Origin of the sequence: Vibrio sp. 10N.239.312.C11 (genome assembly GCF_041466065.1) — a bacterium.
In the GTDB taxonomy this organism is placed as follows: Bacteria; Pseudomonadota; Gammaproteobacteria; order Enterobacterales; family Vibrionaceae; genus Vibrio; species Vibrio tasmaniensis_A.
The window spans coordinates 97,432-121,360 of the sequence record NZ_JBFSRZ010000002.1 but is presented as its reverse complement, the minus strand read 5'-3'; the positions used below and the strand labels follow the sequence as shown (position 1 = coordinate 121,360).

The window sequence follows — 23,929 nt, the reverse complement described above, 5'->3', positions numbered from 1 at the left end:
TTAACTGCTTAACTGCTTAACCGCGACCAAAGCCGTCGAGTTTAGTCTTTGCCTTGTAAGATTTCTGCCCACGGTAAGTCAGCATCACCAAGCACAATGAAGTTCGGGTTCTCAAGCGTCTCTCTTTCATTGTACGAAAGCGGCTCTAACTGGGTACTTAAGATTCGTCCGCCAGCTTCTTCAACAATGCACTGGGTTGCTGCGGTATCCCACTCTCCGGTTGGTCCAATACGTAGATAACAGTCCACAGCACCTTCTGCGACTAAACATGCCTTAAGCGCAGCAGAGCCAAGAGGAACTAAGTCGTAGTTCCAAGCAGAGCTCATACGGTTAGTTATTCGATTGATGTCTTGGCGACGGCTGATTGCCATCGCGATCGATTGGTTTGGTAGCTCGTGACGATGCGTTTTGATTTTAACGCTGTCATTAAGATCTGGGATCTTCCAAGCGCCTTTGCCACTGTAAGCGTAATAGCTCACACCTGAAACCGGTGCGTACACGACGCCCATTACCGGCTTGTTGTGTTCGATTAGGGCAATAATTGTCGCGAAATCGCCACTTCTTGCAATGAACTCCTGCGTACCATCCAGCGGATCAACCAACCAGTAGCGATCCCATTGAGAACGTTGCTCTAGGCTGATATCAGCGGCTTCTTCCGATAACACCGGAATATCAGGTGTCAGTTCGCTAAGTTTTTTCGAGATCAGTTTATGAGCGGCGAGATCAGCACTAGTGACGGGCGTATCATCACTCTTGGTAAACTCTTCGTAATCTTTTTTCTCGTAGATCTCTAAGATCAGTTGCCCAGAAGAGCGAGCAATCTCAATGACAGAGGGCAGCAGGTGAGACAAATCTTTTGTTATTGGCATAAATATTCTCTTACTCTTCGAGTGATTCTGACTGTTTTAATTATTGTTTAATACGCGAAGGGCTAATAGTAGGGCGGTAATACTGCGAGCCTCACAGAAGTCGAGATGCGTTAACAGTTCTTCGGCTTGAGCAAGTGGCCAGCGCACAATGTCTAGTGGCTCTGGTTCATCACCTTCTAGTTTCTCTGTGTAGAGCTCTTCTGCGATAAACAGCGTCATCTTGCTAGAGAAATAAGAGGGTGCAAGGATCACTTCTTTTAGAGGAGTAAGCTTGTTGGCACCAAAGCCAATCTCTTCTTTTAGTTCACGAACGGCGGCTTCATTTGGTTGTTCGCCTGGATCAATTAGACCTTTTGGGAAGCCGAGTTCATAGCGCTCTGTACCCGCAGCGTATTCACGTACTAACAGAATATCGCCTTGTTCAGTAATGGGAACCATCATGACTGCGTTTCGGCCGCTGGGCTTCATACGTTCGTAAGTGCGCTCTTCACCGTTTGAAAAGCGTAAATCGAGAGACTCGATAGAGAACAGTTTTGATTGAGCGACAGTTTGCTGAGCCAAAATTTCTGGTTTGGTCCTTTTTGTCATTGCGCTCACTCCTTAACTCATTGGAATTCTTTCTTATAAAGTCATTCTAATATAGGGGAAATGACGGTGAGTTCCTAGATCCTAGCTTTCATATCCTAGAATTATTGGAGCAGGAACCGATTGCGATCACTTGAATACCTTACTGCAAATGGTAACGCCTCACTATTGTTGGCATTGAACGGGAAATATACGGTTGAGGAGTGCTTCTGCTGTTTTAAACACAAAAAAAGGTTGATGCTTGCGCATCAACCTTTTGATTGAATCTTTAACTACCTACTGGCTAAGACTGTATGAGTACTTAGCCGTAGGAGCACTTAGTTGTAAAGTGCCTAGTAGTAAAAATGATTAGTAGTAAGAGTGCTCACCGCGATCGTGTTCAGTTGCATCACGAACGGCTGTCAATTCACCTTCGAATTGTTGAAGAAGTTCTTTCTCGATGCCTTCTTTTAGCGTTACATCAACCATAGAACAACCGTTACAACCACCGCCGAATGCAACGATAGCAGCACCTTCTTCAGTGATCTCTACTAGGCTAACGTGACCGCCGTGGCCAGCAAGCTGTGGGTTCACTTGGGTTTGGATTGCATACTCAACACGCTCTATCAGAGTTGCGTCGTCTGATACTTTACGCATTTTAGCGTTTGGTGCTTTAAGCGTTAGTTGAGATCCCATTTTGTCAGTCACGAAGTCAATCTCAGCTTCGTCTAGGAATGGCAGGCTTAACTCATCTACGTATGCCGAGAAAGCGTCGAAAGAAAGCTTAGTGTCAGACGCTTCGATAGCATCTGTTGGGCAGTAAGAAACACCACACTCAGCGTTTTGTGTGCCTGGGTTTACCACGAACACACGAATGTTTGTACCTTCAGGCTGCTGTGACAGCAGATTGGCAAAGTGAGTTTGAGCTGTTTCTGTAATAGTAATATTTGACACGACGAATACCTGAGTAGATTTGTAGGTTATTAGCGCCATTCTACTCCTGTCAGACTTGTAATTCAGCCCTTTTTTGTTGGATTGCTGTACAAGTAGCGATTCACAGCTTCTATCCAGAGGGCTCAGGAGTGCGGCAGATGCAGTAAATATCAATCCTTTTCACACCTACTTCAAGTAGTAATTGGCATAATTGATACACAGTACTGCCGGTGGTTACAACATCATCAATTATCGCGACGTGAGAGGGGATATTTCCATGAAAGTCTTGTTTTCTAAGCGTAAAAGCACTCTTTAGATTGTGTAATCGCGCGGATTTAGTTAGCCCTTGCTGAGAAGCTGTTGAGCGAATTCGACGGAACAGCACCTCATCTTTAACGCCAAGTTCTTGAGCTGTGTAATTAGCGAGCAGCTGACTTTGATTAAAGCCACGATGAATATATCGACGCCAATGCAGAGGGACACTGGTGATCATCGAAGCAGGATGTTCGATACGTGAAGCTAATAGCTTTGACAGATCGCGTGCAAACCAAAACTTATCGGCGTACTTCATTTGCTGAATGTAACGTGCTGTTGGAAAGGTGTAGTCCCCAACACAATAGAGACGATGCCAAGGTGGAGGCTGTGATAAACATTGCCCGCACTGCTCTACTGTGAGCAGCGTTTTTAAACCACATCGTTGGCAGCGAGGAACTGGATCAAAGAGTTTGAGACAAGAATTACACCATCTAGGGTGAGTATCGCTGTGCGACTTATCTAGCTTACACAGGTCGCATTGAGGTGTGACCAGACGTGGTGTGTGTTTTTGTAGCCAATCGGATAACATAGCTCGTGATGCTTTTGGGTTATGGTGTTCCTTTTACTCACAATACTGAAAAGCGCGGATTATCGCTGATGGAAAAAGTAGGGAATATCGAGAATGAGTGACACGTTATATTGGCATGTTTCTGGGCAAGGGCCTGATTTAGTGTTGGTTCACGGCTGGGGAATGAACGGTGCGGTATGGCAACAAACCGTTGATGCGTTAGAAGCTGATTTTCGAGTGCATGTTGTTGACCTTCCTGGGTATGGACACAGTTCTCATTGCCACGCTCAAGATCTTGAAGAGATAGCTCAGCAATTGTTGGCCGAAGCTCCAAAGCAGGCTATTTGGGTCGGTTGGTCACTGGGTGGCTTGGTCGCAACACACATGGCTTTGCATCACTCAGATTACGTAAGCAAATTGGTGACTGTTGCCAGTTCTCCTAAATTCGCCGCTGCAAAAGAACCCGTGTTATGGCGAGGTATTCAGCCAAACGTATTAAGCGCATTTACCGAACAGCTGGTTGAAGATTTCCAAACCACTATCGAACGCTTTATGGCACTGCAAGCCATGGGCAGCCCTTCTGCAAGGCAAGATGTAAAACAACTCAAGCAAGCGGTACTGTCTCGTCCGCTTCCGAATCCTGATTCTTTATTGGCCGGCTTAAAGATGCTGTCTGATGTTGACTTGCGTGAACAACTGCCGGAGATTTCAGTGCCTATGCTGCGTTTATACGGGCGACTGGATGGATTGGTGCCAATCAAGGTAGCAAAAGATCTGGGTAGAGCGCTGCCTCATACCGAGCAATATATATTCACGCAGTCTTCACATGCGCCGTTTATGACAGAAGCCGATGCCTTTTGCAGTGAACTAGTTAGCTTCGCGCAAAAATAATCACTAAATTTATTGCCTGATTGGTCGATATATAACCTAATACCAATCACAGTAAGTAAGTGTTCAAAAACAGCGTAGGAAAAAGGCTTGAGAACAAGGCTGCTTTTTTTTTGACAAGTAGTTTTGATAAGTAGTTATTCTACAATCAAAAGTTCTAACGCCGTTATCGAGCATTTTAACAAGCTAGGATGAGCAGTTATTTACTACGATTGGTATAACACCAAGGCATTGCATGATACTCAGACCTAACTCTCTCATGAGTTGATTGCGGTAAGTTGGGCTATGCCTGTTGTGCTGACTCAGTACGACAGCGTTATGGCAACAGTGATGGGCGATTCTTGAGGAGAGTTCGCGATGATTGTGTCACCTGCAACTGCAGTAAGTGTGCCACTAATCGCCCCGTCCGTTAATGTGCAAACAGAGCAAGTTGCGCGTGATAATAGAGTCCGAGAACCTGTTGCTCCCGCAGTAGCATTGGCGAGAACCAATGCAGAGCGTAAGGTAAAATCAGACGATAAACGAAGGCAGCAGTCGGCTTGGGATCCTTCAGACCATCCAGGTTATGAAATGGAGAACGAGTCAGAGGCCAATTCGGTTAGCCATGAAAAGCCACAAGATCCTTTTGACAGGCTGTTCAGCTTATTGGCTCTGAGAACATACAGTGCTGATCAAGGAAAGGGCTATACCATGCGTTTCCGCCTGCCAAAGCATGTTTTAGATGCGGCGATTCAGGAGGGACAGATGGAGAAACGACGTAAGGTCATAAAATATCATTATGGTCATGCTGTTGCGCCTCATGCTCCGTCAGAGATGTTAGTCGTATTATAGTTATACTCTTCATACTTGAAGCTGCAGCGTTGTTAACTGCGTAAGTTCACCCTAATCACATAGAACCTCTATGCTCATAGGGATGAACTTCATTCCTTTGTAGGGAAAAGGTTGCCTAGCTGCAACTCCAATTATTTTGAGTATAAGCACGAAGAATACAACCAAGCTTCGATGTCTCTTTTGAACACATAATAAAAAAACCTGCATACCCTAAGGGATGCAGGTTTTCTGTTTTAAGCACATCCGTTTTGCAGACGAGCTAACGGATTACTTTTTCGCTTTAGCGAAGGCAGCTGCGAAAGCACCGCCCATCGCAGCGTTTTGTTGCGGCTCCTCACGACGGCGTTGTCCACCTTGTGAGTTTTGGTTCGGGCGGTTTTGTGTGCGAGGTGCACTTGAACGTTGTGCGCGGTTATCTTGTCCAGGCTCATCTTTCATGCGCATGCTTAGTGCAATACGTTTACGCTGAACATCCACTTCCATCACCTTCACTTTCACGATATCACCCGCTTTCACCACTTCTCGTGGGTCAGAGACAAAGCGATCGGTCAGTGCTGAAATGTGTACCAAGCCGTCTTGGTGAACACCAATATCTACGAACGCACCGAAGTTAGCCACGTTTGAAACCACGCCTTCTAAGAGCATACCGGGTTCTAAGTCAGACATGCTATTTACGCCATCGGCGAACGTTGCCGTCTTGAACTCAGGACGAGGATCTCGCCCCGGTTTATCCAGCTCTTTGATGATGTCGGTTACTGTCGGTACACCAAAATTCTCATTAGTGTAATCAACCGCATGTAAGCCACGTAAGAAATCTGTGTTACCTACCAGAGATTTGATGTCTTTGTGGTTTTTCTCGGCGATGGTTTTCACCAATGGGTAAGCTTCTGGGTGAACCGATGATGCGTCTAGCGGGTTCTTACCATCCATGATACGTAGGAAGCCAGCACACTGTTCAAAGGCTTTTGGTCCTAAACGAGCGACTTTTTTCAAGGTAGTACGCGCTTCGAAACGACCATTCTCATCACGGAAGTCGACGATGTTTTGAGCGATGGTGCTAGAAAGACCAGCGACACGAGTCAGAAGCGCGGCAGAAGCGGTATTCACATCAACACCAACGGCGTTTACACAGTCTTCGACAATCGCGTCTAGGCGCTTAGCAAGCATGGTTTGGCTCACATCGTGTTGGTATTGGCCCACACCGATCGATTTAGGGTCAATCTTCACAAGCTCTGCCAGTGGATCTTGTAGACGACGCGCAATAGACACCGCACCACGAATCGAGACATCCATATTCGGGAACTCTTTTGCCGCTAGCTCAGAAGCAGAATAAACCGATGCGCCCGCTTCGCTAACAATGATTTTCTGCGCTGTTAGGTTGCCACGCTTAATCACATCAGCCACAAAGCTGTCTGTTTCGCGTGAAGCGGTACCATTACCAATCGCAATCAAATCAACATTGTATTGGCGAACCATCTGCTCAACCACGTGTGCAGATTTGTCGTATTGCTTCTGTGGTGGGTGAGGGTAAATGGTCTCTGTTGCTAGAACCTTACCGGTTGAATCCACCACTGCGATTTTCGAACCGGTACGTAAACCCGGATCCAAGCCCAAAGTTGCTCGAGGGCCAGCAGGCGCCGCCATCAACAAGTCTTTAAGGTTGGTTGCGAACACTTCAATCGCTTCGATTTCACCGCGTTCTTTCATCGCGCCCATCAGCTCAGTTTCCATGTGCATGGAAACCTTGATACGCCATGCCCAGCTAATCACTTGCTTACGCCATGCATCTGCAGGTGCGCTGCTCAGGGTAATACCGTAGTGATCAGAGATGATGTTTTCGCAGTATGAACCACGTACACCTTCTTCTTGTTCTGGGTCAGCATTCATTGCCAGCGTTAGGAAGCCTTCATTTCGGCCTCGCAACATCGCAAGCGCACGGTGTGAAGGTACTTTGTTGAGTGTTTCGTTGTGTTCGAAGTAATCTTTGAATTTCTCGCCGGCTTGCTCTTTGCCTGCCACGACACGTGAAACGAGCTCAGAGTTACGCGTGAGATGTTTGCGAATCTTTTCAAGTAGATTTGCGTCTTCTGCAATACGCTCCATCACGATAGCACGTGCACCATCTAGCGCGGCTTTAGTATCAACAATGCCTTTATCGCTACTGATGAAGTTAGCGGCTTCGGATTCAGGATCGTGCTGTGGTTCATTCCAAAGAGTATCAGCAAGTGGCTCTAAGCCTGCTTCAATCGCGATTTGACCTTTGGTACGACGCTTAGGTTTGTATGGCAGATATAAATCTTCTAGGCGCGTTTTGCTGTCGGCTTGAGTGATGTCACGCTCCAGTTCTGGAGTGAGCTTGCCTTGGTCTTGAATCGACTTAAGAATCGTTTGGCGGCGATCGTCAAGTTCGCGAAGGTATGAAAGGCGACTATCAAGGTTACGTAGTTGGGTATCGTCTAAGCCACCCGTGACTTCTTTACGGTAGCGGGCAATAAAGGGAACGGTGTTACCGTCGTCAATTAGGTTGACTGCGGCGATGACTTGCTCTGAACGAACATTCAGTTCTTCAGCAATCAGTCGACAGATAGCTTGGCTCATCCGATGAATCTCTTATTTAATATCATGACAAATACATGGGGGTGAGCGTACGCTTTTTCTAGCTTTGGCTGTGTAATTATCGTGTCAGAAGTCGAATTTCCGTTTGTGATATCCGCTTTGTGCGAGATCTCTCACACGTGATGTAAGCCTAAGTCGTCTTAAGCCTGTCAATATGTCTTAATTTATATGTAAGCTATTGATTTTAAATGATATGGTGTTTTAGGGCGTATTTCTCACTCGAAATGTTTTTTGGGACTATCTAGGAAACTCGCCCAAATACCGTAATATTTAACTTGTCGACAGGGAGTTGGCAGGAACAGGAAAAAGCCTAATGGACTAGGTATCTTCAGGACGAAGATTTGATTACTTAGGATGAGTGGTCAGCAAGGAAGTAATAATCTCTGGATGAGATTCGCCAGTCAGGATGACAGGCTAGAATGGACACCGCTAGGATGGCGATGAACAAAAAGGAAATTGGTTAAAGGATTTAGCCACTATCAAGGACAGATGCAGGGAGCACCTTATCTCGAAGAGATAAACAGTAGCTGGATTGCTGCGATAGAGACTTAACCCCGCCAGGCGCAAGCCTAGCGGGGTTTTCTTTTATCTGGAGTTTGGGTTTGTCTGCTCGATCTGTGATGGCCGGTTAATCACGCTAAGCCATAAGCCAAGGCATGAGCAATAAACTTTACGCGTCGTCTGCGTAGCGAATCGAGTTAATGAACCACTCTTTATCGCCTTCCGGTGTGGTTACCGTAAACTCATCATCCACTTCCTTCTTCAGCAGAGCTCTAGCCATTGGCGAGTCGATAGAGATATAACCTTTCGCATCACCGTAGATCTCTTCAGGGCCGACAATACGAAACTTCTTCATTTCCCCATCATCATTCTCAATCTCGACCCAAGCACCGAAAAATACCTTACCTTCTTGTTGCGGTGAGTAGTCCACGATCGTGACATCAGGTAGGAACTTGCGTAAGAAACGTACTCGGCGATCAATCTGACGAAGCAAACGCTTGTTGAAGGTGTAATCTGCGTTTTCTGAACGATCTCCAAGGCTTGCAGCCCAAGTGACTATCTTAGTGATTTCAGGACGCTTCTCGTGCCATAAGTGGTCATGTTCTGCTTTGAGCTTGTTATAACCTTCGCGGGTGATAAGTTTGGTTTTCATAAATCTGACTTAATGAAATGATGATCTAAGATAGAATATATAGAAAGGCAACATACGTTAACAATTATTTAGGCGACTTTTCCCTCAATAATGTTACATTTTTAATGTCTTATACCAATATACAATTTACCAAGAATGCTTAACCTTAGGTTTAAGCTTTAATAGGTGGAACCATTACATGCAAGAAAACTACAAAATTTTAGTGGTCGATGACGATGCTCGTTTACGTGCACTGCTAGAACGCTATCTGTCAGAGCAAGGCTTTCAAGTGCGTAGCGTGGCAAACAGTGAGCAGATGGACCGCCTGTTAACCCGTGAAAACTTTCACTTGATGGTATTGGATTTAATGTTGCCGGGCGAAGACGGTCTTTCGATCTGTCGTCGTCTACGAAACGCAAACAACTCGCTACCAATCCTGATGCTGACCGCAAAGGGTGACGAAGTGGATCGCATTGTGGGTTTGGAAGTGGGTGCTGATGATTACCTGCCAAAACCATTTAATCCACGTGAACTGCTTGCTCGTATCAAAGCGGTAATGCGTCGCCAAGTGATTGAAGCACCGGGCGCGCCAAGCACAGAAGAGTCTGTGGTTGAGTTTGGTGAGTTCCGCCTAAACCTAGGTACACGTGAAATGTTCCGCGGTGAAGAGCCTATGCCTCTTACCTCAGGTGAATTTGCGGTTCTGAAATCACTGGTCACTAACGCTCGTGAGCCAATGTCTCGCGATAAGCTGATGAACATGGCGCGTGGCCGTGAGTATTCAGCGATGGAACGTTCTATCGATGTTCAGATTTCGCGTTTGCGTCGTCTAGTAGAAGAAGATCCAAGTAAACCTCGTTATATCCAAACGGTGTGGGGCTTGGGTTATGTATTCGTTCCAGATGGCAAAGCTGTGTAATCTAGCTTTGCTCGTTCTGTGATTCAGAATTCTTTATTTACGGGTCATCTCATTAATATGCGATGGCCCGTTTTGTATTCAGCACAATGAGAGATACCAATCGTAGTAAATAACTGCTCATCCTAGCTTGTTAAAACGCTCGATAACTTCGTTAGAAATTTTGATTGTAGAATAACTACTTATCAAAAATTTCAGCCTTGTTCTCAAGCCTTTTTCCGGCGCTATTTATGATCATTTACTTACTGTGATTGGTATTACAGCTATAGTTCCCACTATATCCCTTTATCATCCCTCACTTTAGGTCTTCTATGCGCATACGTAGCTCCTTTACTCAGTCGATAGTGCTCTTCTTAACCCTGTTGGTTGCTAGCCAAATCTTTTCTTATTACGCGGTGTTCAATTATGCATTGATGCCGAGTTTGCAGCAGTTTAATAAGATTTTGGCTCACGAACTAAACCTAGTATTGGACCAAGGCAGTGATATCGAGATTGATGCGCCACTGCGTCAGCGTGTACTTGAGCAGCTCGGGGTTACGGTTCATGCCAAGGACAGTGAAGCGTCGGGCGAGTACTACCATGCGGTCGCGATAGACCTGATGAGTGAGGAGATGACCAAAGAGCTCGGTTCTGAAACCGAAGTGCGATTGGTTTTGGGCAAAGAAAGTTACGTGTTGTGGATGGACATTGCGCAGTTGCCTAACTCCTTGATTCGTATTCCCCTGTCTGAGCTCCAAGAAGAAGACTTTGCGCCTCTATTTCGTAACAGTCTGATCATGGCGTTGTTGATTGTTGCTGGTGGGTGGCTGTTTATCCGCTTGCAAAATCGGCCGTTGATAGCCCTAGAGAAAGCCGCGCAAGGTGTTGGGCGTGGTGATATTCCACCGCCACTTCCAGTGCAAGGGGCGCAAGAGATTCGCTCGGTAACTCGAGCCTTTAATCAGATGTCGAAAGGCATTCAAGAACTTGAAGAAGATAGAGCCCTACTAATGGCGGGTATCAGCCATGATCTGCGTACACCACTCACGCGTATTCGCTTAGCGACTGAGATGATGTCGCCAGAAGACAGTTATCTAGCGGAAGGGATCATCAGTGATACTGAAGAGTGTAATGAGATCATCAGTCAGTTTATGGATTACTTAAAGCCTGTGGACCGAGACTCATTCCAGGCGGTATTTGTCGATGATATTGCGCGTGAGGTCTCTAGCTCTGAAGGAGGCTATGAGGTTCAGATTGAAACCGATATTCCAGAAACCATGAAACCTGCGTTGGGTAACCCGATCGCGATGAAGCGTGCAGTGAGTAACTTGGTGGTGAACGCGCTGCGCTACGGTAATGGTTGGGTCAAAGTATCGACTGGTATGACGGCTGATAACAAACTGGCTTGGGTAACGGTAGAAGATAACGGTCCGGGTATTCCACAAGACCAGATCGGGAAGTTGTTTGAACCGTTCACTCGTGGTGACACGGCTCGTGGTAGTGAAGGGACAGGTTTAGGTTTAGCGATCGTGAAACGTATTGTTAGTCAGCATCAAGGTGCGGTGGTGGTGAATAACCGCAGTGAGGGTGGCTTGAAGGCGCAGATCAGTTTCCCTGTGAAACCTTAGGCTATACGCACGAAAAAGGCTTCCTTGTAGAAGCCTTTTTACGTTTTAAGCAAGATATGAGGGCGAATTACGCCTTAGAATACACATCGCGCTCACCCAGCCAGCGGTTGATGATCGCCTTGGCGTTGTCTGGGTAGCTATCGTGGATATGACGCGCGATACGCTGCACTTCAGGTATCAAACGCTGGTCACGGACTAAGTCGGCAATCTTAAAATCAGCCAAGCCTGTTTGTTTCGTGCCAAGTAGTTCACCGGGGCCACGGATCTCTAAGTCACGCTGAGCTATCACAAAGCCATCGTTACTTTCACGAAGTACCCCTAAGCGCTTCTGAGCGGTTTTAGATAGTGGGGAGTGGTACAACAGTACACAATGGCTTGCGACCGAACCTCGGCCAACACGGCCACGCAGTTGGTGCAGTTGCGCTAGACCAAGACGCTCTGGGTTCTCGATGATCATTAAGCTCGAATTCGGTACATCCACACCGACTTCAATCACGGTTGTAGCAACTAACAGGTGCAGTTTGTTCTCTTTGAATTCCTGCATCACCGCTTGTTTCTCAGCGGGTTTCATTCGGCCATGAACCAAACCAATTTTTACGTCGGGCAGTTTGCGTTGCAGCTCTTCTGCCGTATCAGCGGCAGCTTGAGCTTCCAATACTTCGGATTCATCGATCAACGTACACACCCAGTAAGCTTGTTTGCCTTCATTGAGACACGCATTTTTCACACGCTCAACAATGTCATCGCGTTTAGTATCAGGAATCGCGACGGTTTGAATTGGGGTTCGCCCCGGTGGTAACTCATCAATAATCGAGGTTTCGAGGTCGGCATAGGCCGTCATCGCCAGCGTTCGTGGAATTGGTGTTGCCGTCATCACCAGTTGGTGAGGGTAATAACCTTGCTTCGCGCCTTTTTCACGCAGCTCTAGTCGCTGGTGGACGCCAAATCGGTGCTGCTCATCAATGATTACTAAACCAAGGTTGTTGAACTCGACATGCTCTTGGAATAGCGCATGAGTACCGACCACCATTTGCGCTTCGCCGCTGGCAATTCGTGTTAGTTCAGTTTCACGAGCTTTGCCTTTGAGTTTACCTGCTAGCCATCCAACTTGAATACCCATTGCCTCAAACCAGTTGGCAAAGTTAATCGCGTGTTGTTCTGCGAGTAGTTCAGTGGGTGCCATAAGTGCTACTTGCTGACCGTGCTCGAGTGCGCGAACAGCCGCGAGTGCAGCGACTAAGGTTTTACCAGAGCCCACATCACCTTGCACTAAACGCATCATAGGGTGCGGCTTTTCCAAGTCAGCTTCGATCTCTTTGGTGACCCGTGCTTGTGCATTGGTTGGCGAGAACGGTAACTGAGCGAGTAGCTTATCTTTAAGAGTATTTACTGGAGGAAAAGGCATCGCTTTGTCTTGTTGCCCCTTACTACGAACAGACAACATAGACAGATTTTGAGCCAGTAGCTCTTCCATAATTAGTCGCAGTTGCGCAGGGTGCTTGCCTTCATCAAACAGCTCTAGGTCAATGCCCGGGGGCGGCCTGTGAATGGTATGCAGAGCTTGTGCGAGGGTAATTTGGTGGTCGTATAAGCCTGATGGTAAAAGCTCATTAACCGCTGCCTTGTCGATTAACTCTAAGGCTTGATCTGTAAGGTTACGTAGCGTGGCTTGTCTTAGCCCTTCAGTGGTTGGATACACCGGAGTCAGATTCGCTTCAACATCTGGTTGTTGCCTAGGAGCAAAGAATTTGTAGTCAGGGTGAACAATCTCAAGCCCCATATTGCCGCGCTTGATCTCACCATAAGCATGCACTTGTTTGCCTTCGGCAAAGTTATTCTTCATACCGGCGGTGAAGTTGAAAAAGCGTAGGGTGATGGTGCCGTTACCATCGCTGATCTTTACTGCAAGCATCTTACGTTTACCGAAAATGGTATCAACATGCATCACCTTGCCTTGTACAGCAGCCCACAGCCCGGCATGCAGCTTTACGATGGGATAGATACGAGTTCTATCTTCATAGCGCAGAGGTAGGTGAAATAGCAGGTCTTGTACATTGTTAAGCCCAACCTTTTCCAGTTTCTCTGCGACTTTTGCGCCGACTCCAGATAAAGAGTTGAGAGGGATAGCAGATAAAAGCTGTGACATAACAAGGCTCATAAACGTAAGAGAGATAATCTATTCAAGCATTTTACTGGATTTTTGTACAGGCATGAATAGCATGAAACTAGGGGAACTCTAGAATCGCAGCCACAAAAAATCCCCTTAAGCGATAAAGCATTAAGGGGATTTCAATTCTTAGCAAAGTTGCCAATAAGTTCGAACGTTAGTTCTTACGACGTCTTACTTTGAGCGCGTGTGGCATCACACGTAGCTTCTTCATAATGCTCGCTAAATGAACACGATCTTTCGTGGTCAACAAGATAGTCACTGTGTACAAGCGTCCGTCACGTTCTTCGGTTGAGATACCGTGAATGTTCGAGCCTGTTTTCGAGATAACGTTAGTTAGCTCAGCCAGCGCACCTTGATGGTTCTGCAATTCGACCTGAAGTTCAGCTGTGAACTCTTGGTTGTAATCGTCAGACCATTCAACCGCCATGTATTTATCCGGTTCTTTCTGGTAACCACGAACGTTTGGACACGTTTCTCGGTGTACCACAAGACCACGACCTGGAGATACATGAGCAATAATGTGATCATCTGGAATCGGGTGACAACAGTTAGCGAACGTCAGTAATAGGCCTTCAGCACCACGGATAGGTAATTTCTTCCTAGGCGTATCGCTGTTGTTTGCCACTTCAGTCAGTTCGTCAGCATCGCCCAATAAACGACGAGCAATAACGATACTCATCAGTTCACCAAGACCAATCGATGCTAGCAAGTCTTCAATGTTATCGAGACGTAGATCAGACAATACATGTTCGATATTCTCTTGACCGACATCGGCAATAGAGTGTTCACCAAGTGCATGGTTCAGTAGGCGACGGCCAAGGGTAATCGACTCTTCACGACGCATCGTTTTCAGGACCTGACGGATCTTCGTACGCGCACGTGAGGTCACTACGTAGTTGAGCCATGCTGCATTCGGACGTGCGCCCGGAGCACTGATGATCTCAATAGTTTGGCCATTCTTCAGCGATTTGCTGAGTGGGTAAGGGTTCATGTCTACACGAGCACCGACACACATGTTGCCGACGTCGGTATGTACCGCGTAAGCAAAATCGACTGCTGTTGCGCCTGCTGGAAGTTCGACAATGCGACCTTTCGGCGTGAATACGAAGATCTCATCTGGGAACAGATCAGATTTAACGTTTTCAATGAATTCGAATGAGTTACCTGCGCTTTGTTGCAGCTCAAGTAAGCTCTGCATCCAACGTTGTGCTTTAACCTGTGCGGTTGTCCCGTTGCTACTGCGTGAGCCATTGCCTTTGTAAGACCAGTGCGCCGCGACACCTTTATCTGCCATCTGCTCCATATCTTCAGTACGGATCTGGACCTCAACTGGCACCCCGTGAGGGCCGATCATTGACGTGTGCAGAGATTGGTAGCCGTTGGCTTTCGGTACTGCAATGTAGTCTTTCATGCGGCCAGGACGAGGCTTGTACAGGCTGTGGGCCTGACCAAGTACGCGATAGCAAGTATCTGGTGTATCAACCACCACGCGGAAAGCGTAGATGTCCATAATGGTGTGGAAGCGCTGCTCTTTGGTTTTCATCTTGTTATAGATGGAGAACAGGTTCTTTTCACGACCAAGTACGCGAGCAGGCAAACCGACTTCTTCAAGGCGGCCTTCGATTTCGCTATGGATACGTTGGATCATCTCCTTACGGTTACCACGCGCAGCTTTCACTACGTTTTTCAGGACGCGATAACGGTTAGGATAAAGGGCTTCGAAGCCCAGCTCTTCTAGTTCTGTCTTAATGTTATGAATACCAAGACGGTGAGCTAGCGGAGAATAAATCTCTAGGGTTTCACGAGCAATACGACGCTTCTTATCAGGACGAAGTGCCCCAAGCGTACGCATGTTGTGAGTACGGTCAGCTAATTTGATCAAGATAACGCGGATGTCTTGCACCATCGCGAGAACCATCTTACGGAAGTTCTCTGCTTGCGCTTCTTTGCGATCACGAAATTTAAGCTTATCCAGCTTAGATACACCATCAACCAGTTCAGCAACGGTATTGCCGAATTGAGCTTCTAGCTCCTCTTTTGTAACTTCAGTGTCTTCAATTACATCGTGGAGTAGGGCTGCTTGCAGAGTTTCTATATCCAGACGCATTTCTGCCAGGATTCTTGAAACAGCTACAGGGTGAATAATGTATGGTTCACCCGTTGAACGGGTTTGCCCTTCATGGGCGTCTCTCGCTACCACATAAGATTGACGCAGAGCCTCAACTTGAGGCTCTGTTAGGTATTCTTGGGCAACGTCTTTGAGGCTATCGAATAGATACAAATTAAAGGCCCGGAAGGTTAATTAGTTCGAATGACGTTGATTCTATCAGCGAGTGTGAGCGATGCTGCTTACTGCTGCAAGCTCAGCCGCTTCTTGCTCTTGTTGCTCTTGACGCTCACGAGCATCTAGTACGTCTTTAGTGATAAGACCTTCTTCGATTTCGCGAAGAGCGATAACCGTTGGCTTATCGTTTTCTTCAGGCACTAGTGAATCTTTGCCGCCAGTTTGCATTTGACGTGCGCGGCGAGCCGCAATAAGAACTAGGTCGAAACGGTTGCCAACTTTTTCAACAGCGTCTTGAACAGTTACGCGTGCCATGAGGACTCCAAATAGTAATTAACTAATAAATTTTTGATGACGAGAAAGTATACAAGTTTAACTAGAGACTTTCTAGTTCACCGTATACTTATCTCAATGGAAAATCCAGTTATACCAATCACAGTAAATAAGTGTTCAGAGATAGCGCCGAACAAAAGTTTGAGAACAAGGCAGAATTTTTCGACAAGTAGTGACCCTACAATCAAAAATTCTAACGACGTTATCAGGCTTTTTCACAAGCTAGAATGACCAGTTGTTTACTACGATTGGTATCAGAGATTATTCCGCTAGTAGTGCTGTAAGCATGCCGCTGTATTTCGCTGCTTGCTTATCTTCTTTTAAGCGCTCCGCACGAATGATAGCTCTGAAGTCCATTAGGGCTGCATCAAAGTCATCATTCACGATCACATAATCGTATTCTGCATAGTGAGAAATCTCAGATTTTGCTTCGCTCATGCGTTTTGCAATAACTTCGTCGCTGTCTTGACCGCGAACATTCAAACGACGCTCTAGCTCACCATTTGATGGTGGAAGAATGAAGACACTCTTCGCTTGAGGCATTTGTTCACGGATCTGACGAGCACCTTGCCAGTCGATATCTAGGAATACATCGATACCGCGGTCTAGGTTTTCTTCAATCCAAACGCGTGAAGTACCGTAGTAGTTGCCGAAAACTTCAGCGTACTCTAGGAATTCACCTTTATTAATAAGGTCTTCAAAATGATGCTTCTCTACGAAGTGGTAGTGAACACCATTTTCTTCACCAGGGCGCATACCGCGAGTGGTGTGTGAAACAGATACCTTCATTGCGTAGGTTGGATTGGTTTCTAGCATTGCTGAGATCAAGCTCGACTTACCTGCGCCACTAGGTGCAGATACGATGTAAAGAGTACCTTTGCCCATCTGTATATTTCCACTGTTGGTTGGATTGAGTGAGGGCGATAAACCGACACTATAAAAGATAGCACTGACTCTAATTTTTGTTCCGATGGTTGCATCTAAAAAGGGATAACAAGTAAAACTAATAGAGACAACTGGTGAAAATTAGGTCAGAAAAATGGAGGCGAAGAGTAGCATATTTAGATGATTGAGAACAACTGGCTTGATCGTTATTTATTCTCAAATGATCCTTTGTCTGATCTTCCTATAAATGTAATGACCGATCATGTTCAGTTTTTTATGTGATCTGAACAAAATTTGTTGAAGTTTTAATCTCAATCCTTACAATCCGCGCAAACGATTAAATGCTGTATATGTTTGATGAAATGGATCAAATGTTTCTACTACCGAGCCTACCTTGGTGACTACAGTTTTTAGTGTAGAGATCCCTCTATTCTCACAGCATTTGAATCTCAAATTTCTTAATTTAATACATAGGTTTTGTTGTGAATACCGACTCCACCCTGAAAGCCCAGAAGACATCTGGCTCATTTGACACCCTGTTCAAACTCTCAGAGAGAAAGACCACGATCAGCACTGAGCTATACGCAGGTTTTATTACCTTCTTAGCGATGAGTTATATCTTGGCGGTTAACCCAGCAATTTTGGGTGGCATTCCGGGAATGGACAAAGGTGCAGTCTTTACGGCGACCGCTCTTTCTGCTGCTATTGCAACGCTTATCATGGGCATTTGGGGTAACTATCCAGTCATGCTAGCACCTGGCATGAGCATGAATGGCTTCTTCAAAGGTTTATTGTTAAGTGGTTCAGTGGCGGTACTTTGGAATGAAGCATTATTTGGCATCTTCCTATCGGGTATTCTTTATCTTGCCTTCTCACTGACTAATATCCGTAAGTCGATGATTGAATCGATTCCTGAAGATTTGAAGCTTGCGATTACTGTGTCTCTCGGCTTGTTCATTGCTTTCTTAGGCCTTAAGAATGCGGGTATCATCGTTTCTAACCCGTTCGTACTGGTTGGTTTAGGTGACATTTCCGATCCAAAAGTGATCATCGCTTATGTGAGCATCTTCATCGCATTGGGCTGTATGGTTCGTGATATTAAGTTGGCCACGTTTATCTCGTTTGTTTCAGCTATCGTACTGACCATTCTTGCTGATGTATTCATGGGCACATCAAACGCCCCAATCCCTGACCAATTCGTTTCAATGCCACCAAGTATGGCAGGCAGCTTTGGCGCTATCTTTGACTTCTCAGCTTTTACGCCTGAGAAAATGTTCGATTTGTTGTTCATCGTACTTATCTTCTTGATTGTCGATTTCTTCGATGGATTGAGCACGATTGTGGGTGTTGGCCGTGATGCAGGTATCATCGACAAAGACGGTAAAGTGCCGAATGCAAAATCGGCGCTAGTGGCTGATGCGGGCGGTACTGTGATTGGTTCAATTCTAGGTACCACATCGATTACTGCTTTCTCTGAATCGGGTATTGCCTCTTCTCAAGGTGCGAAAACAGGTTTAGCGGCAGCCATGGTGGCTGGCCTATTCCTAGTGTCTCTATTCCTATACCCAATCTTCTCTATCTTCTCAGCGGCAATGGTCGCGCCTGCGATGGTTGTGGTAGGCATCTACATGGTGGGTCGTCTTGGTCAGATTAACTGGGAAAAGAAAGAGTCACGCATTGCAGCTTTCTTCACCATCATGTTCACAGTGCTAAGCTTCTCACCAGCGAACGGTATGGCGATGGGTTTCATCAGCTACGCATTCACAATGGTTGTTGCAGGTAAGCGCAAAGAAGTGCACCCACTGATCTACGGGCTATGTGTGGTGTTCTTAACGTATCTGATTCTGTTGTAAGGCTAATTAGTCACTAGAAGTCGTTAAGTAAAAGACAAACAAATGGCTCTGCAGTGAATGTGGGGCCATTTTTGTATTCGTCGCTTCTCTAGAGCGCATGCTAATGTAGAGACTGGATTAATTATTTTTTTAAGAGTGACTATGCCTTCTCACTTACCTAAATCTTTTAGTAAGCCGTTTTTAAAAGTATTTCACATTATGGAAGCGGTATTGCTGGTGGCGATCACGCTCGCGACCTTGTTTGCGATGGTCGAAGAGTTCATGCATGTTTTTGCTGAACGTCGAGTGCAATTGACCGATATTCTACTGATGTTTATCTATTTAGAAGTGTTGGCGATGGTTCAGCAGTTTGTGATGAACGGTAAGATTCCGGTTCGATATCCGATTTACATCGCGATGATGGCAATAGCTCGCTACATCACTTTAGGCATGAAAGAGTTAGATGCAGTTCTCATCGTTTGGTTGTCTGTTGCAGCGTTTATCTTAGCAGCAGCAACACTTTTGATTCGAGTCGGGCACCATTACTGGCCATATGTGGATCTTCGAACCAAGCAGCCGGATGAGTAATTCAATTAACTGAAATATGATGATCTAAAAAATTCGCCCAGCATTGCTGGGCGAATTCATTTAGTAACATACTAACCTGATAAGCAGTGTTAGAAGTTATAGATCAGTGCGATTTCAACACGGGAAATGTCATCACTGCTACTGCCGACTACGTCACGTGTGTAGTCGCTATCTAATGCGTAGTACATATTTAACTCAGACTTTAAGTTGCCTGTGATGTAATTATGGAATTGCAGATAGAACTGGGTGTAAGCGTATTTTTCGTCAGACTCTGCACCAAATAATACATCTTGGTTGAGTGTGTAGATTGCATCATCTGTGTTGGCACGCCATGTCGACATAAAGCCAGCGATGATGGATTGTTTCGGCTGATACTCAATCACAGTGTAAGAACCGACCTGCATTGCGTTACCGTAAGCGCCATCATGCGCGAAACCCAGTGGGTCACCTGTCCACAAAGGGTTAAACGTGTTCACTTTGTCGCTGTTTTTATCTGAACCTGATGCGTAATGTAGGTTCAGACCTAAGCGATAGTTCCAGTCTGCTTTCCAGTTGTAGTTCAAATCGGCATAAGCCATGTAGGCTGAGATATCTTTACCTGCATGATCACCAAATTGATAAACACCGTCGAGCATGTAACCAAACCCTTCACTCACAAAGTCATGGGCATGTAAGCCTAAAACTTGAATGTCGACGTCACCGTCTGGTGCATTAACAAAGCTTTCATTGGTGAGTTTATTACTCATTATGTAGGCTTGCATTGCCCCGAAGTCAGTTCTCCAATTAGCGAATAAGCCGGTCGATTTTTTGCCATTGGTTTTATCATCCCAGTTGCCACCGAAGCTGCCATCTTTGTAGAGAGGGAATACTTCCTCGCCGTAGTATGCGTCAAAATTGATGCCTGCTACGCTGTATTTTGCGCTGGCTGCATTCCAACTTGATTGAACTGGCGTTGGTTCACGGTTCATCATTTGCCATTCATTTAAGTATATTTCTTGGCGACCAAGGCGGGTACTTAGGTATTGCTCACCGTCATCGAGTAATTTGAATTCGGTAAACAACTGGTGGAAGTCAGTACCGGCATCGTCTACTGGACCCGGACTATCGAGGTTAGTGTAATTGGTTCGAATTTCACCAAATACACGCATCCAGTCTTGGTAAGTCACATCGGTGGAGAATTGCATGCGAGTACGCAGTTCATTTTTCTTGCGGTTTTCTCCGTCGTACATGTGATTCCAACGGTTATCGACTGCGGCTTTTACATTACCGCTAAATGAGACTTTCCAGTCACCACTGTCATCAATATCCAAGCGTTTGAGTTTTTCTGAAAAGCTTTTTTGACTTTCGTCTAGACCATCGACATAGCTCCAGTCCTCATTGGCTCTATCTCCCCAGAAGACGATAGGGTTGCGCTCAGACCAGCTTGATGTTGTATTTTCGTTTGCGTGTAGGACGCCAGAAACACAAAGAGCAAGTAAAGTAACTGCATGTTTTGTCATTGCTTTCATTTTTATATTTCCCATATTTCAGGTGCACGAATCCCTTCCTGTGACTTGTAGTCACAGGAGGAATTGTCAGTTATTGGTTTCTATAGATTCGTAACAGTAGGGCTACGGAAGTTGCGCTTAGCTAAGAGTCGACACCAAGGGCTTCTTTGAGACCAGAGGCAATCGTAATAACGTTGGCTCCATATATCACTTGAATGCCTTTATTCATTCTGACGACACCAATTGCGTTGAGCTGTTGTTTCCAAACTTTATCGCTTGCCGTTAGTGATTCGTCATGCAGCGAAACACGCAGTCGAGTTGCACAGTTTGTCACGTTCTCAATGTTGTCAGCTCCACCCAGTGCCTTAATGATTTCAACAGGCAGTCCTTTTGAGGTCTGATCCTTTTTCTTTTTAAAGTCTTCTTTTGAATACAGGGCGATATCACCATCTTCTTCTTCGCGACCTGGAGTTTTTGAATCAAACTTTAGGATGAAGAACTTGAATGTGTAGAAGTAAATCGCGAAGTATAGTGGGATAATCCACAATAGAGCCCAAGCATGAACCTTTTCAGGTTGTAGTAGGTTAGGCACCATAAATAGCAGCTGATTTCCGTGAATTGAAACACCCATCATTTCGGTGATCACATAAGCAAGACCATTTAGCGGAACATGCACTGCAAAGAATAGGAATGGTTGTACGAATAGGAAGGTATATTCTAGTGGCTCGGTAATACCGATAACAGCAGCCGTAAATACCGCAGGCACCATGATAGCGGCTACCTTCTTACGATTGGCTGTTTTTGCTGTTACGTACATTGCATAAGCAGCACCCGTTAGGCCACCAATTTGGATTGGAATACGACCGCTGGTAAAGTTATGTGTAATGTAGCTCGTTGCCTCTGGTGAACTCATTTGGCCATTCATGATGTTACGAACACCTTCGTAAACAACACCATCAATCTCCATTACGCCACCAACACGAGTGTATTCAATAGGGAAGGCGATAAGGTGATGTAAGCCAAATGGCAATAAGCCTTTGTCAAATACGCCAAATAGGAAAGAGCCAAAAATACCTGAGCTAGTAATCAAGGTAGTGATGGACTGCAGTGCCCCAGCGATCGGTGGCCAAGCGTAGTAAACAAACAGCGCGATAGGCATGATAGCGAAGTAAGCAAAAATCACTACGGCACGAGGGCCTGAGAAGAAGCTCAAGAGTGCAGGCATTTCGAATTTGTAGTAACGGTTGTGGATCCAAGCCGTAATACAACCAACAAGAATACCGCTAAAGATCCCCATGTTGTAAGCGAAGATACCTAAAGACTCACCCCATAAAGAGTTGAAGTTTTGCGCTGCTACTTTGTCGTAGCCAGCATCATTCATTAATGACGCAACGCTTGTAGTTTCTTGAGTCCATCCGTGAAATGCAGCGATCGATCCGATAGCGACATTGAAACACATGAACATGGTAAAGCCAGTGAAGGCTGCCCAACCTTTTTCAGATTTCGCCAGCGCGAACGCTAGACCAATCGCAAAGAAAGGCGGTAGATTGCGCATGACCATCAAGCCAAGATCTAACATCAGCTTAAAGAATGCCCAAATAACAGAGTCGGTAGCAGACATTTGGTTTACAACACCAGCGCCTACACCAATAAATATACCTGCGATAACCAGTACGATGACGGATACCATCATACCTCCAGCAAGTGCTTGAACCTTATCTCTCATAATTTACTCCTAAAGTGATATGAGAACTTTCACGTATATTGTTATTGCTCTTTTTAATGACTCGAGGCTGAGCCTTTCATTGGGCTCATGGACACGAGTCACATCACCAGGAAAAGTAGGTCCGAATGCCACACCATTGTTTAGCGCGCGCGCGTAAGAAGCTGCACCTTTGCTAAAGCATTGAGCGTCCATTTTGGTAACTTCGGAATAAGCTTTTCCCATTGCTTGGATAAGTTCACTTTCGGGTGAGAGGTAAGATAGAGGTAAGTACTGGTGTTCAATCAATCTCACTCCGTATTGTTGGGATACATACTGGAGTTGGGTACGAGCTTGATCGATAGTCAGTCCTTTAGGAAACCGAAAATCAAAATCCAAGTTGTAGCCATGTTGACTCAAATTGATGGAGGAGACACAGCATGTAGTCGACCCCATTTCATTATCTTGGTGTGCTAGCCCTAATTTCGAAGCATCATTGGAATCACTAAAACACGCGTCTAGTAAATCAATTAAATTTCGAGAGTTAGTGTCTAACCCTTCAACATGTCGCATGTGACGAACAAACTGATCCATACAGTTATCGACCTTATGCGGGTTGCGAGATTTCTCCCACGGCGTTGACAACTCAACGCAGTACAACTCCTTTTGTTGGTGGTTGTCACTTTGTGCCACATTGGCAAGAGTGACCGTTGCTGAAGTTTCAAATGTTGCTGCTACTTCAGCCGCTTTTTCTCCTGTCAGATAAATCGATAATTGATAGCAGGTGGATGTTCTGTCACGCTCACTTTCAATGCTTACGATCTGACAAGTTCCTAGGCCATTGTGAGTTGGGAATTCTCGTTGCAATGACGCATATAGGATGCCTTTTTCTCCATTAACGATTGGGAAGTCGCCATCTGGAGAGAAACCATAATCCGGTTGAGGGTTATGATTAAAATAATGCTCTACACATTCCCAAGTTGTCTCTTCTGCGCCGCCGATGATCACTCTTATTTTTTTGTCGAGTGTTACATCAAGCGCTTTAAACATCTTGAGAATATACAGACTGGCCATTAACGGGCCTTTGTTGTCGGTAACGCCTCGCCCCAATAAGTCATCACCTTGTTGGTGCATCTCAAATGCAGGGGTTAACCATGAGTCCAAATTACCTGCTTCTACCACATCTACATGATGCAATATGCCGATTTCTTGTAAGCCTTCGCCAAAGCTGATGTCCAAGGCATAACCATCATGATCACGGACTTCAAACCCTTCTCGTTTCGCCCAGTTAATGAGAAAGTCGAATGCGTTTCTAATCGGTAAACCAAAAGGAGCATTGGGTGAACAGCTGCTGATATCTCGTACAGACGGAATAGCAATTAGCTCAGATAGATCACGCGTAAACGTTTCAATATTTGAATCAAAATAGCGCAGTGTTTGAGCTGAAAAATTGCTTTCCGTCATGTTTT

The 23,929-nt window shown here is 45.6% G+C and carries 19 protein-coding genes and 1 riboswitch; of the genes, 6 read left to right on the top strand and 13 right to left on the bottom strand.

The window, feature by feature from the left end:
- Window positions 1-41 precede the first annotated feature (41 nt).
- The 4 genes from cysQ to AB6D07_RS01620 form a co-directional block, all read right to left on the bottom strand.
- Window positions 42-869 (bottom strand): 3'(2'),5'-bisphosphate nucleotidase CysQ, encoded by an 828-nt coding sequence (cysQ, locus tag AB6D07_RS01635; RefSeq protein WP_017102439.1) that lies wholly within the window; start codon window positions 867-869, stop codon window positions 42-44.
- A 36-nt stretch (window positions 870-905) separates the two neighbouring features.
- Window positions 906-1,457: an ADP compounds hydrolase NudE gene (nudE, locus tag AB6D07_RS01630; protein ID WP_029222824.1), complete on the bottom strand. Its 552-nt coding sequence runs from the start codon at window positions 1,455-1,457 to the stop codon at window positions 906-908.
- A 345-nt stretch (window positions 1,458-1,802) separates the two neighbouring features.
- Window positions 1,803-2,387, bottom strand: a complete 585-nt coding sequence (nfuA, locus tag AB6D07_RS01625) for a Fe-S biogenesis protein NfuA (protein WP_004735612.1) — start codon at window positions 2,385-2,387, stop codon at window positions 1,803-1,805.
- 109 nt (window positions 2,388-2,496) lie between these two features.
- Window positions 2,497-3,210 (bottom strand): ComF family protein, encoded by a 714-nt coding sequence (locus tag AB6D07_RS01620; RefSeq protein ID WP_017102437.1) that lies wholly within the window; start codon window positions 3,208-3,210, stop codon window positions 2,497-2,499.
- 93 nt (window positions 3,211-3,303) lie between these two features.
- Between AB6D07_RS01620 and bioH the strand changes: the two genes are divergently transcribed.
- The gene (gene bioH / locus AB6D07_RS01615) at window positions 3,304-4,080 is read left to right on the top strand and encodes a pimeloyl-ACP methyl ester esterase BioH (RefSeq protein WP_009848011.1); all 777 of its coding nucleotides are present in this window, start codon (window positions 3,304-3,306) and stop codon (window positions 4,078-4,080) included.
- Between the two features lie 354 nt (window positions 4,081-4,434).
- Window positions 4,435-4,908, top strand: a complete 474-nt coding sequence (locus tag AB6D07_RS01610) for a hypothetical protein (protein WP_009848010.1) — start codon at window positions 4,435-4,437, stop codon at window positions 4,906-4,908.
- Between the two features lie 267 nt (window positions 4,909-5,175).
- Here AB6D07_RS01610 and AB6D07_RS01605 read toward each other — a convergent pair whose 3' ends face one another.
- Both AB6D07_RS01605 and greB read right to left on the bottom strand, forming a co-directional pair.
- Window positions 5,176-7,506 (bottom strand): Tex family protein, encoded by a 2,331-nt coding sequence (locus tag AB6D07_RS01605; RefSeq protein WP_017102436.1) that lies wholly within the window; start codon window positions 7,504-7,506, stop codon window positions 5,176-5,178.
- 688 nt (window positions 7,507-8,194) lie between these two features.
- On the bottom strand, window positions 8,195-8,677 hold the full coding sequence (gene greB, locus AB6D07_RS01600; RefSeq protein WP_017079316.1) for a transcription elongation factor GreB: 483 nt from the start codon (window positions 8,675-8,677) through the stop codon (window positions 8,195-8,197).
- Window positions 8,678-8,855: 178 nt separating this feature from the next.
- Here greB and ompR point away from each other — a divergent pair, with 178 nt between their 5' ends.
- Window positions 8,856-9,575: a two-component system response regulator OmpR gene (gene ompR / locus AB6D07_RS01595; protein ID WP_009848007.1), complete on the top strand. Its 720-nt coding sequence runs from the start codon at window positions 8,856-8,858 to the stop codon at window positions 9,573-9,575.
- Between the two features lie 308 nt (window positions 9,576-9,883).
- Window positions 9,884-11,179, top strand: a complete 1,296-nt coding sequence (gene envZ, locus AB6D07_RS01590) for a two-component system sensor histidine kinase EnvZ (RefSeq protein ID WP_012603020.1) — start codon at window positions 9,884-9,886, stop codon at window positions 11,177-11,179.
- 67 nt (window positions 11,180-11,246) lie between these two features.
- Here the strand turns inward: envZ and recG are convergent, their stop codons facing one another.
- The 4 genes from recG to gmk form a co-directional block, all read right to left on the bottom strand.
- Window positions 11,247-13,325: an ATP-dependent DNA helicase RecG gene (gene recG, locus AB6D07_RS01585; RefSeq protein WP_029222822.1), complete on the bottom strand. Its 2,079-nt coding sequence runs from the start codon at window positions 13,323-13,325 to the stop codon at window positions 11,247-11,249.
- Window positions 13,326-13,503: 178 nt separating this feature from the next.
- Window positions 13,504-15,630: a bifunctional GTP diphosphokinase/guanosine-3',5'-bis pyrophosphate 3'-pyrophosphohydrolase gene (gene spoT / locus AB6D07_RS01580; RefSeq protein ID WP_012603022.1), complete on the bottom strand. Its 2,127-nt coding sequence runs from the start codon at window positions 15,628-15,630 to the stop codon at window positions 13,504-13,506.
- A gap of 45 nt (window positions 15,631-15,675) precedes the next feature.
- The gene (gene rpoZ / locus AB6D07_RS01575; RefSeq protein WP_009848003.1) at window positions 15,676-15,948 is read right to left on the bottom strand and encodes a DNA-directed RNA polymerase subunit omega; all 273 of its coding nucleotides are present in this window, start codon (window positions 15,946-15,948) and stop codon (window positions 15,676-15,678) included.
- 279 nt (window positions 15,949-16,227) lie between these two features.
- Entirely contained in the window at window positions 16,228-16,851 is a 624-nt protein-coding gene (gmk, locus tag AB6D07_RS01570) for a guanylate kinase (protein ID WP_009848002.1), read from the bottom strand.
- Between the two features lie 324 nt (window positions 16,852-17,175).
- Window positions 17,176-17,275, top strand: a riboswitch (purine riboswitch).
- A 58-nt stretch (window positions 17,276-17,333) separates the two neighbouring features.
- Between gmk and AB6D07_RS01565 the strand changes: the two genes are divergently transcribed.
- Both AB6D07_RS01565 and AB6D07_RS01560 read left to right on the top strand, forming a co-directional pair.
- A complete protein-coding gene (locus AB6D07_RS01565) occupies window positions 17,334-18,704 on the top strand; it encodes an NCS2 family permease (protein WP_017102434.1) in 1,371 nt (456 codons plus the stop codon).
- 141 nt (window positions 18,705-18,845) lie between these two features.
- Complete coding sequence (locus AB6D07_RS01560; RefSeq protein WP_009848000.1) at window positions 18,846-19,271, top strand: phosphate-starvation-inducible protein PsiE; 426 nt, start codon at window positions 18,846-18,848, stop codon at window positions 19,269-19,271.
- An 89-nt stretch (window positions 19,272-19,360) separates the two neighbouring features.
- Here the strand turns inward: AB6D07_RS01560 and AB6D07_RS01555 are convergent, their stop codons facing one another.
- From AB6D07_RS01555 to AB6D07_RS01545, 3 genes are all read right to left on the bottom strand, one after another.
- Window positions 19,361-20,779: an alginate export family protein gene (locus AB6D07_RS01555; RefSeq protein WP_029222821.1), complete on the bottom strand. Its 1,419-nt coding sequence runs from the start codon at window positions 20,777-20,779 to the stop codon at window positions 19,361-19,363.
- Between the two features lie 121 nt (window positions 20,780-20,900).
- Window positions 20,901-22,484, bottom strand: coding sequence for a PTS transporter subunit EIIC (locus AB6D07_RS01550; RefSeq protein WP_017102432.1), 1,584 nt, complete (start codon window positions 22,482-22,484; stop codon window positions 20,901-20,903).
- Between the two features lie 9 nt (window positions 22,485-22,493).
- On the bottom strand, window positions 22,494-23,924 hold the full coding sequence (locus tag AB6D07_RS01545; RefSeq protein ID WP_017102431.1) for a Sapep family Mn(2+)-dependent dipeptidase: 1,431 nt from the start codon (window positions 23,922-23,924) through the stop codon (window positions 22,494-22,496).
- Window positions 23,925-23,929: the final 5 nt, after the last annotated feature.

Coding starts and splice junctions, on each gene's coding strand:
- cysQ (WP_017102439.1), bottom strand. CDS start 869: ATGCCAATAACAAAAGATTTGTCTCACCTGCTGCCCTCTGTCATTGAG.
- nudE (WP_029222824.1), bottom strand. CDS start 1,457: ATGACAAAAAGGACCAAACCAGAAATTTTGGCTCAGCAAACTGTCGCT.
- AB6D07_RS01620 (WP_017102437.1), bottom strand. CDS start 3,210: ATGTTATCCGATTGGCTACAAAAACACACACCACGTCTGGTCACACCT.
- bioH (WP_009848011.1), top strand. CDS start 3,304: ATGAGTGACACGTTATATTGGCATGTTTCTGGGCAAGGGCCTGATTTA.
- AB6D07_RS01610 (WP_009848010.1), top strand. CDS start 4,435: ATGATTGTGTCACCTGCAACTGCAGTAAGTGTGCCACTAATCGCCCCG.
- AB6D07_RS01605 (WP_017102436.1), bottom strand. CDS start 7,506: ATGAGCCAAGCTATCTGTCGACTGATTGCTGAAGAACTGAATGTTCGT.
- greB (WP_017079316.1), bottom strand. CDS start 8,677: ATGAAAACCAAACTTATCACCCGCGAAGGTTATAACAAGCTCAAAGCA.
- ompR (WP_009848007.1), top strand. CDS start 8,856: ATGCAAGAAAACTACAAAATTTTAGTGGTCGATGACGATGCTCGTTTA.
- envZ (WP_012603020.1), top strand. CDS start 9,884: ATGCGCATACGTAGCTCCTTTACTCAGTCGATAGTGCTCTTCTTAACC.
- recG (WP_029222822.1), bottom strand. CDS start 13,325: ATGTCACAGCTTTTATCTGCTATCCCTCTCAACTCTTTATCTGGAGTC.
- rpoZ (WP_009848003.1), bottom strand. CDS start 15,948: ATGGCACGCGTAACTGTTCAAGACGCTGTTGAAAAAGTTGGCAACCGT.
- gmk (WP_009848002.1), bottom strand. CDS start 16,851: ATGGGCAAAGGTACTCTTTACATCGTATCTGCACCTAGTGGCGCAGGT.
- AB6D07_RS01560 (WP_009848000.1), top strand. CDS start 18,846: ATGCCTTCTCACTTACCTAAATCTTTTAGTAAGCCGTTTTTAAAAGTA.
- AB6D07_RS01555 (WP_029222821.1), bottom strand. CDS start 20,779: ATGAAAGCAATGACAAAACATGCAGTTACTTTACTTGCTCTTTGTGTT.
- AB6D07_RS01550 (WP_017102432.1), bottom strand. CDS start 22,484: ATGAGAGATAAGGTTCAAGCACTTGCTGGAGGTATGATGGTATCCGTC.
- AB6D07_RS01545 (WP_017102431.1), bottom strand. CDS start 23,924: ATGACGGAAAGCAATTTTTCAGCTCAAACACTGCGCTATTTTGATTCA.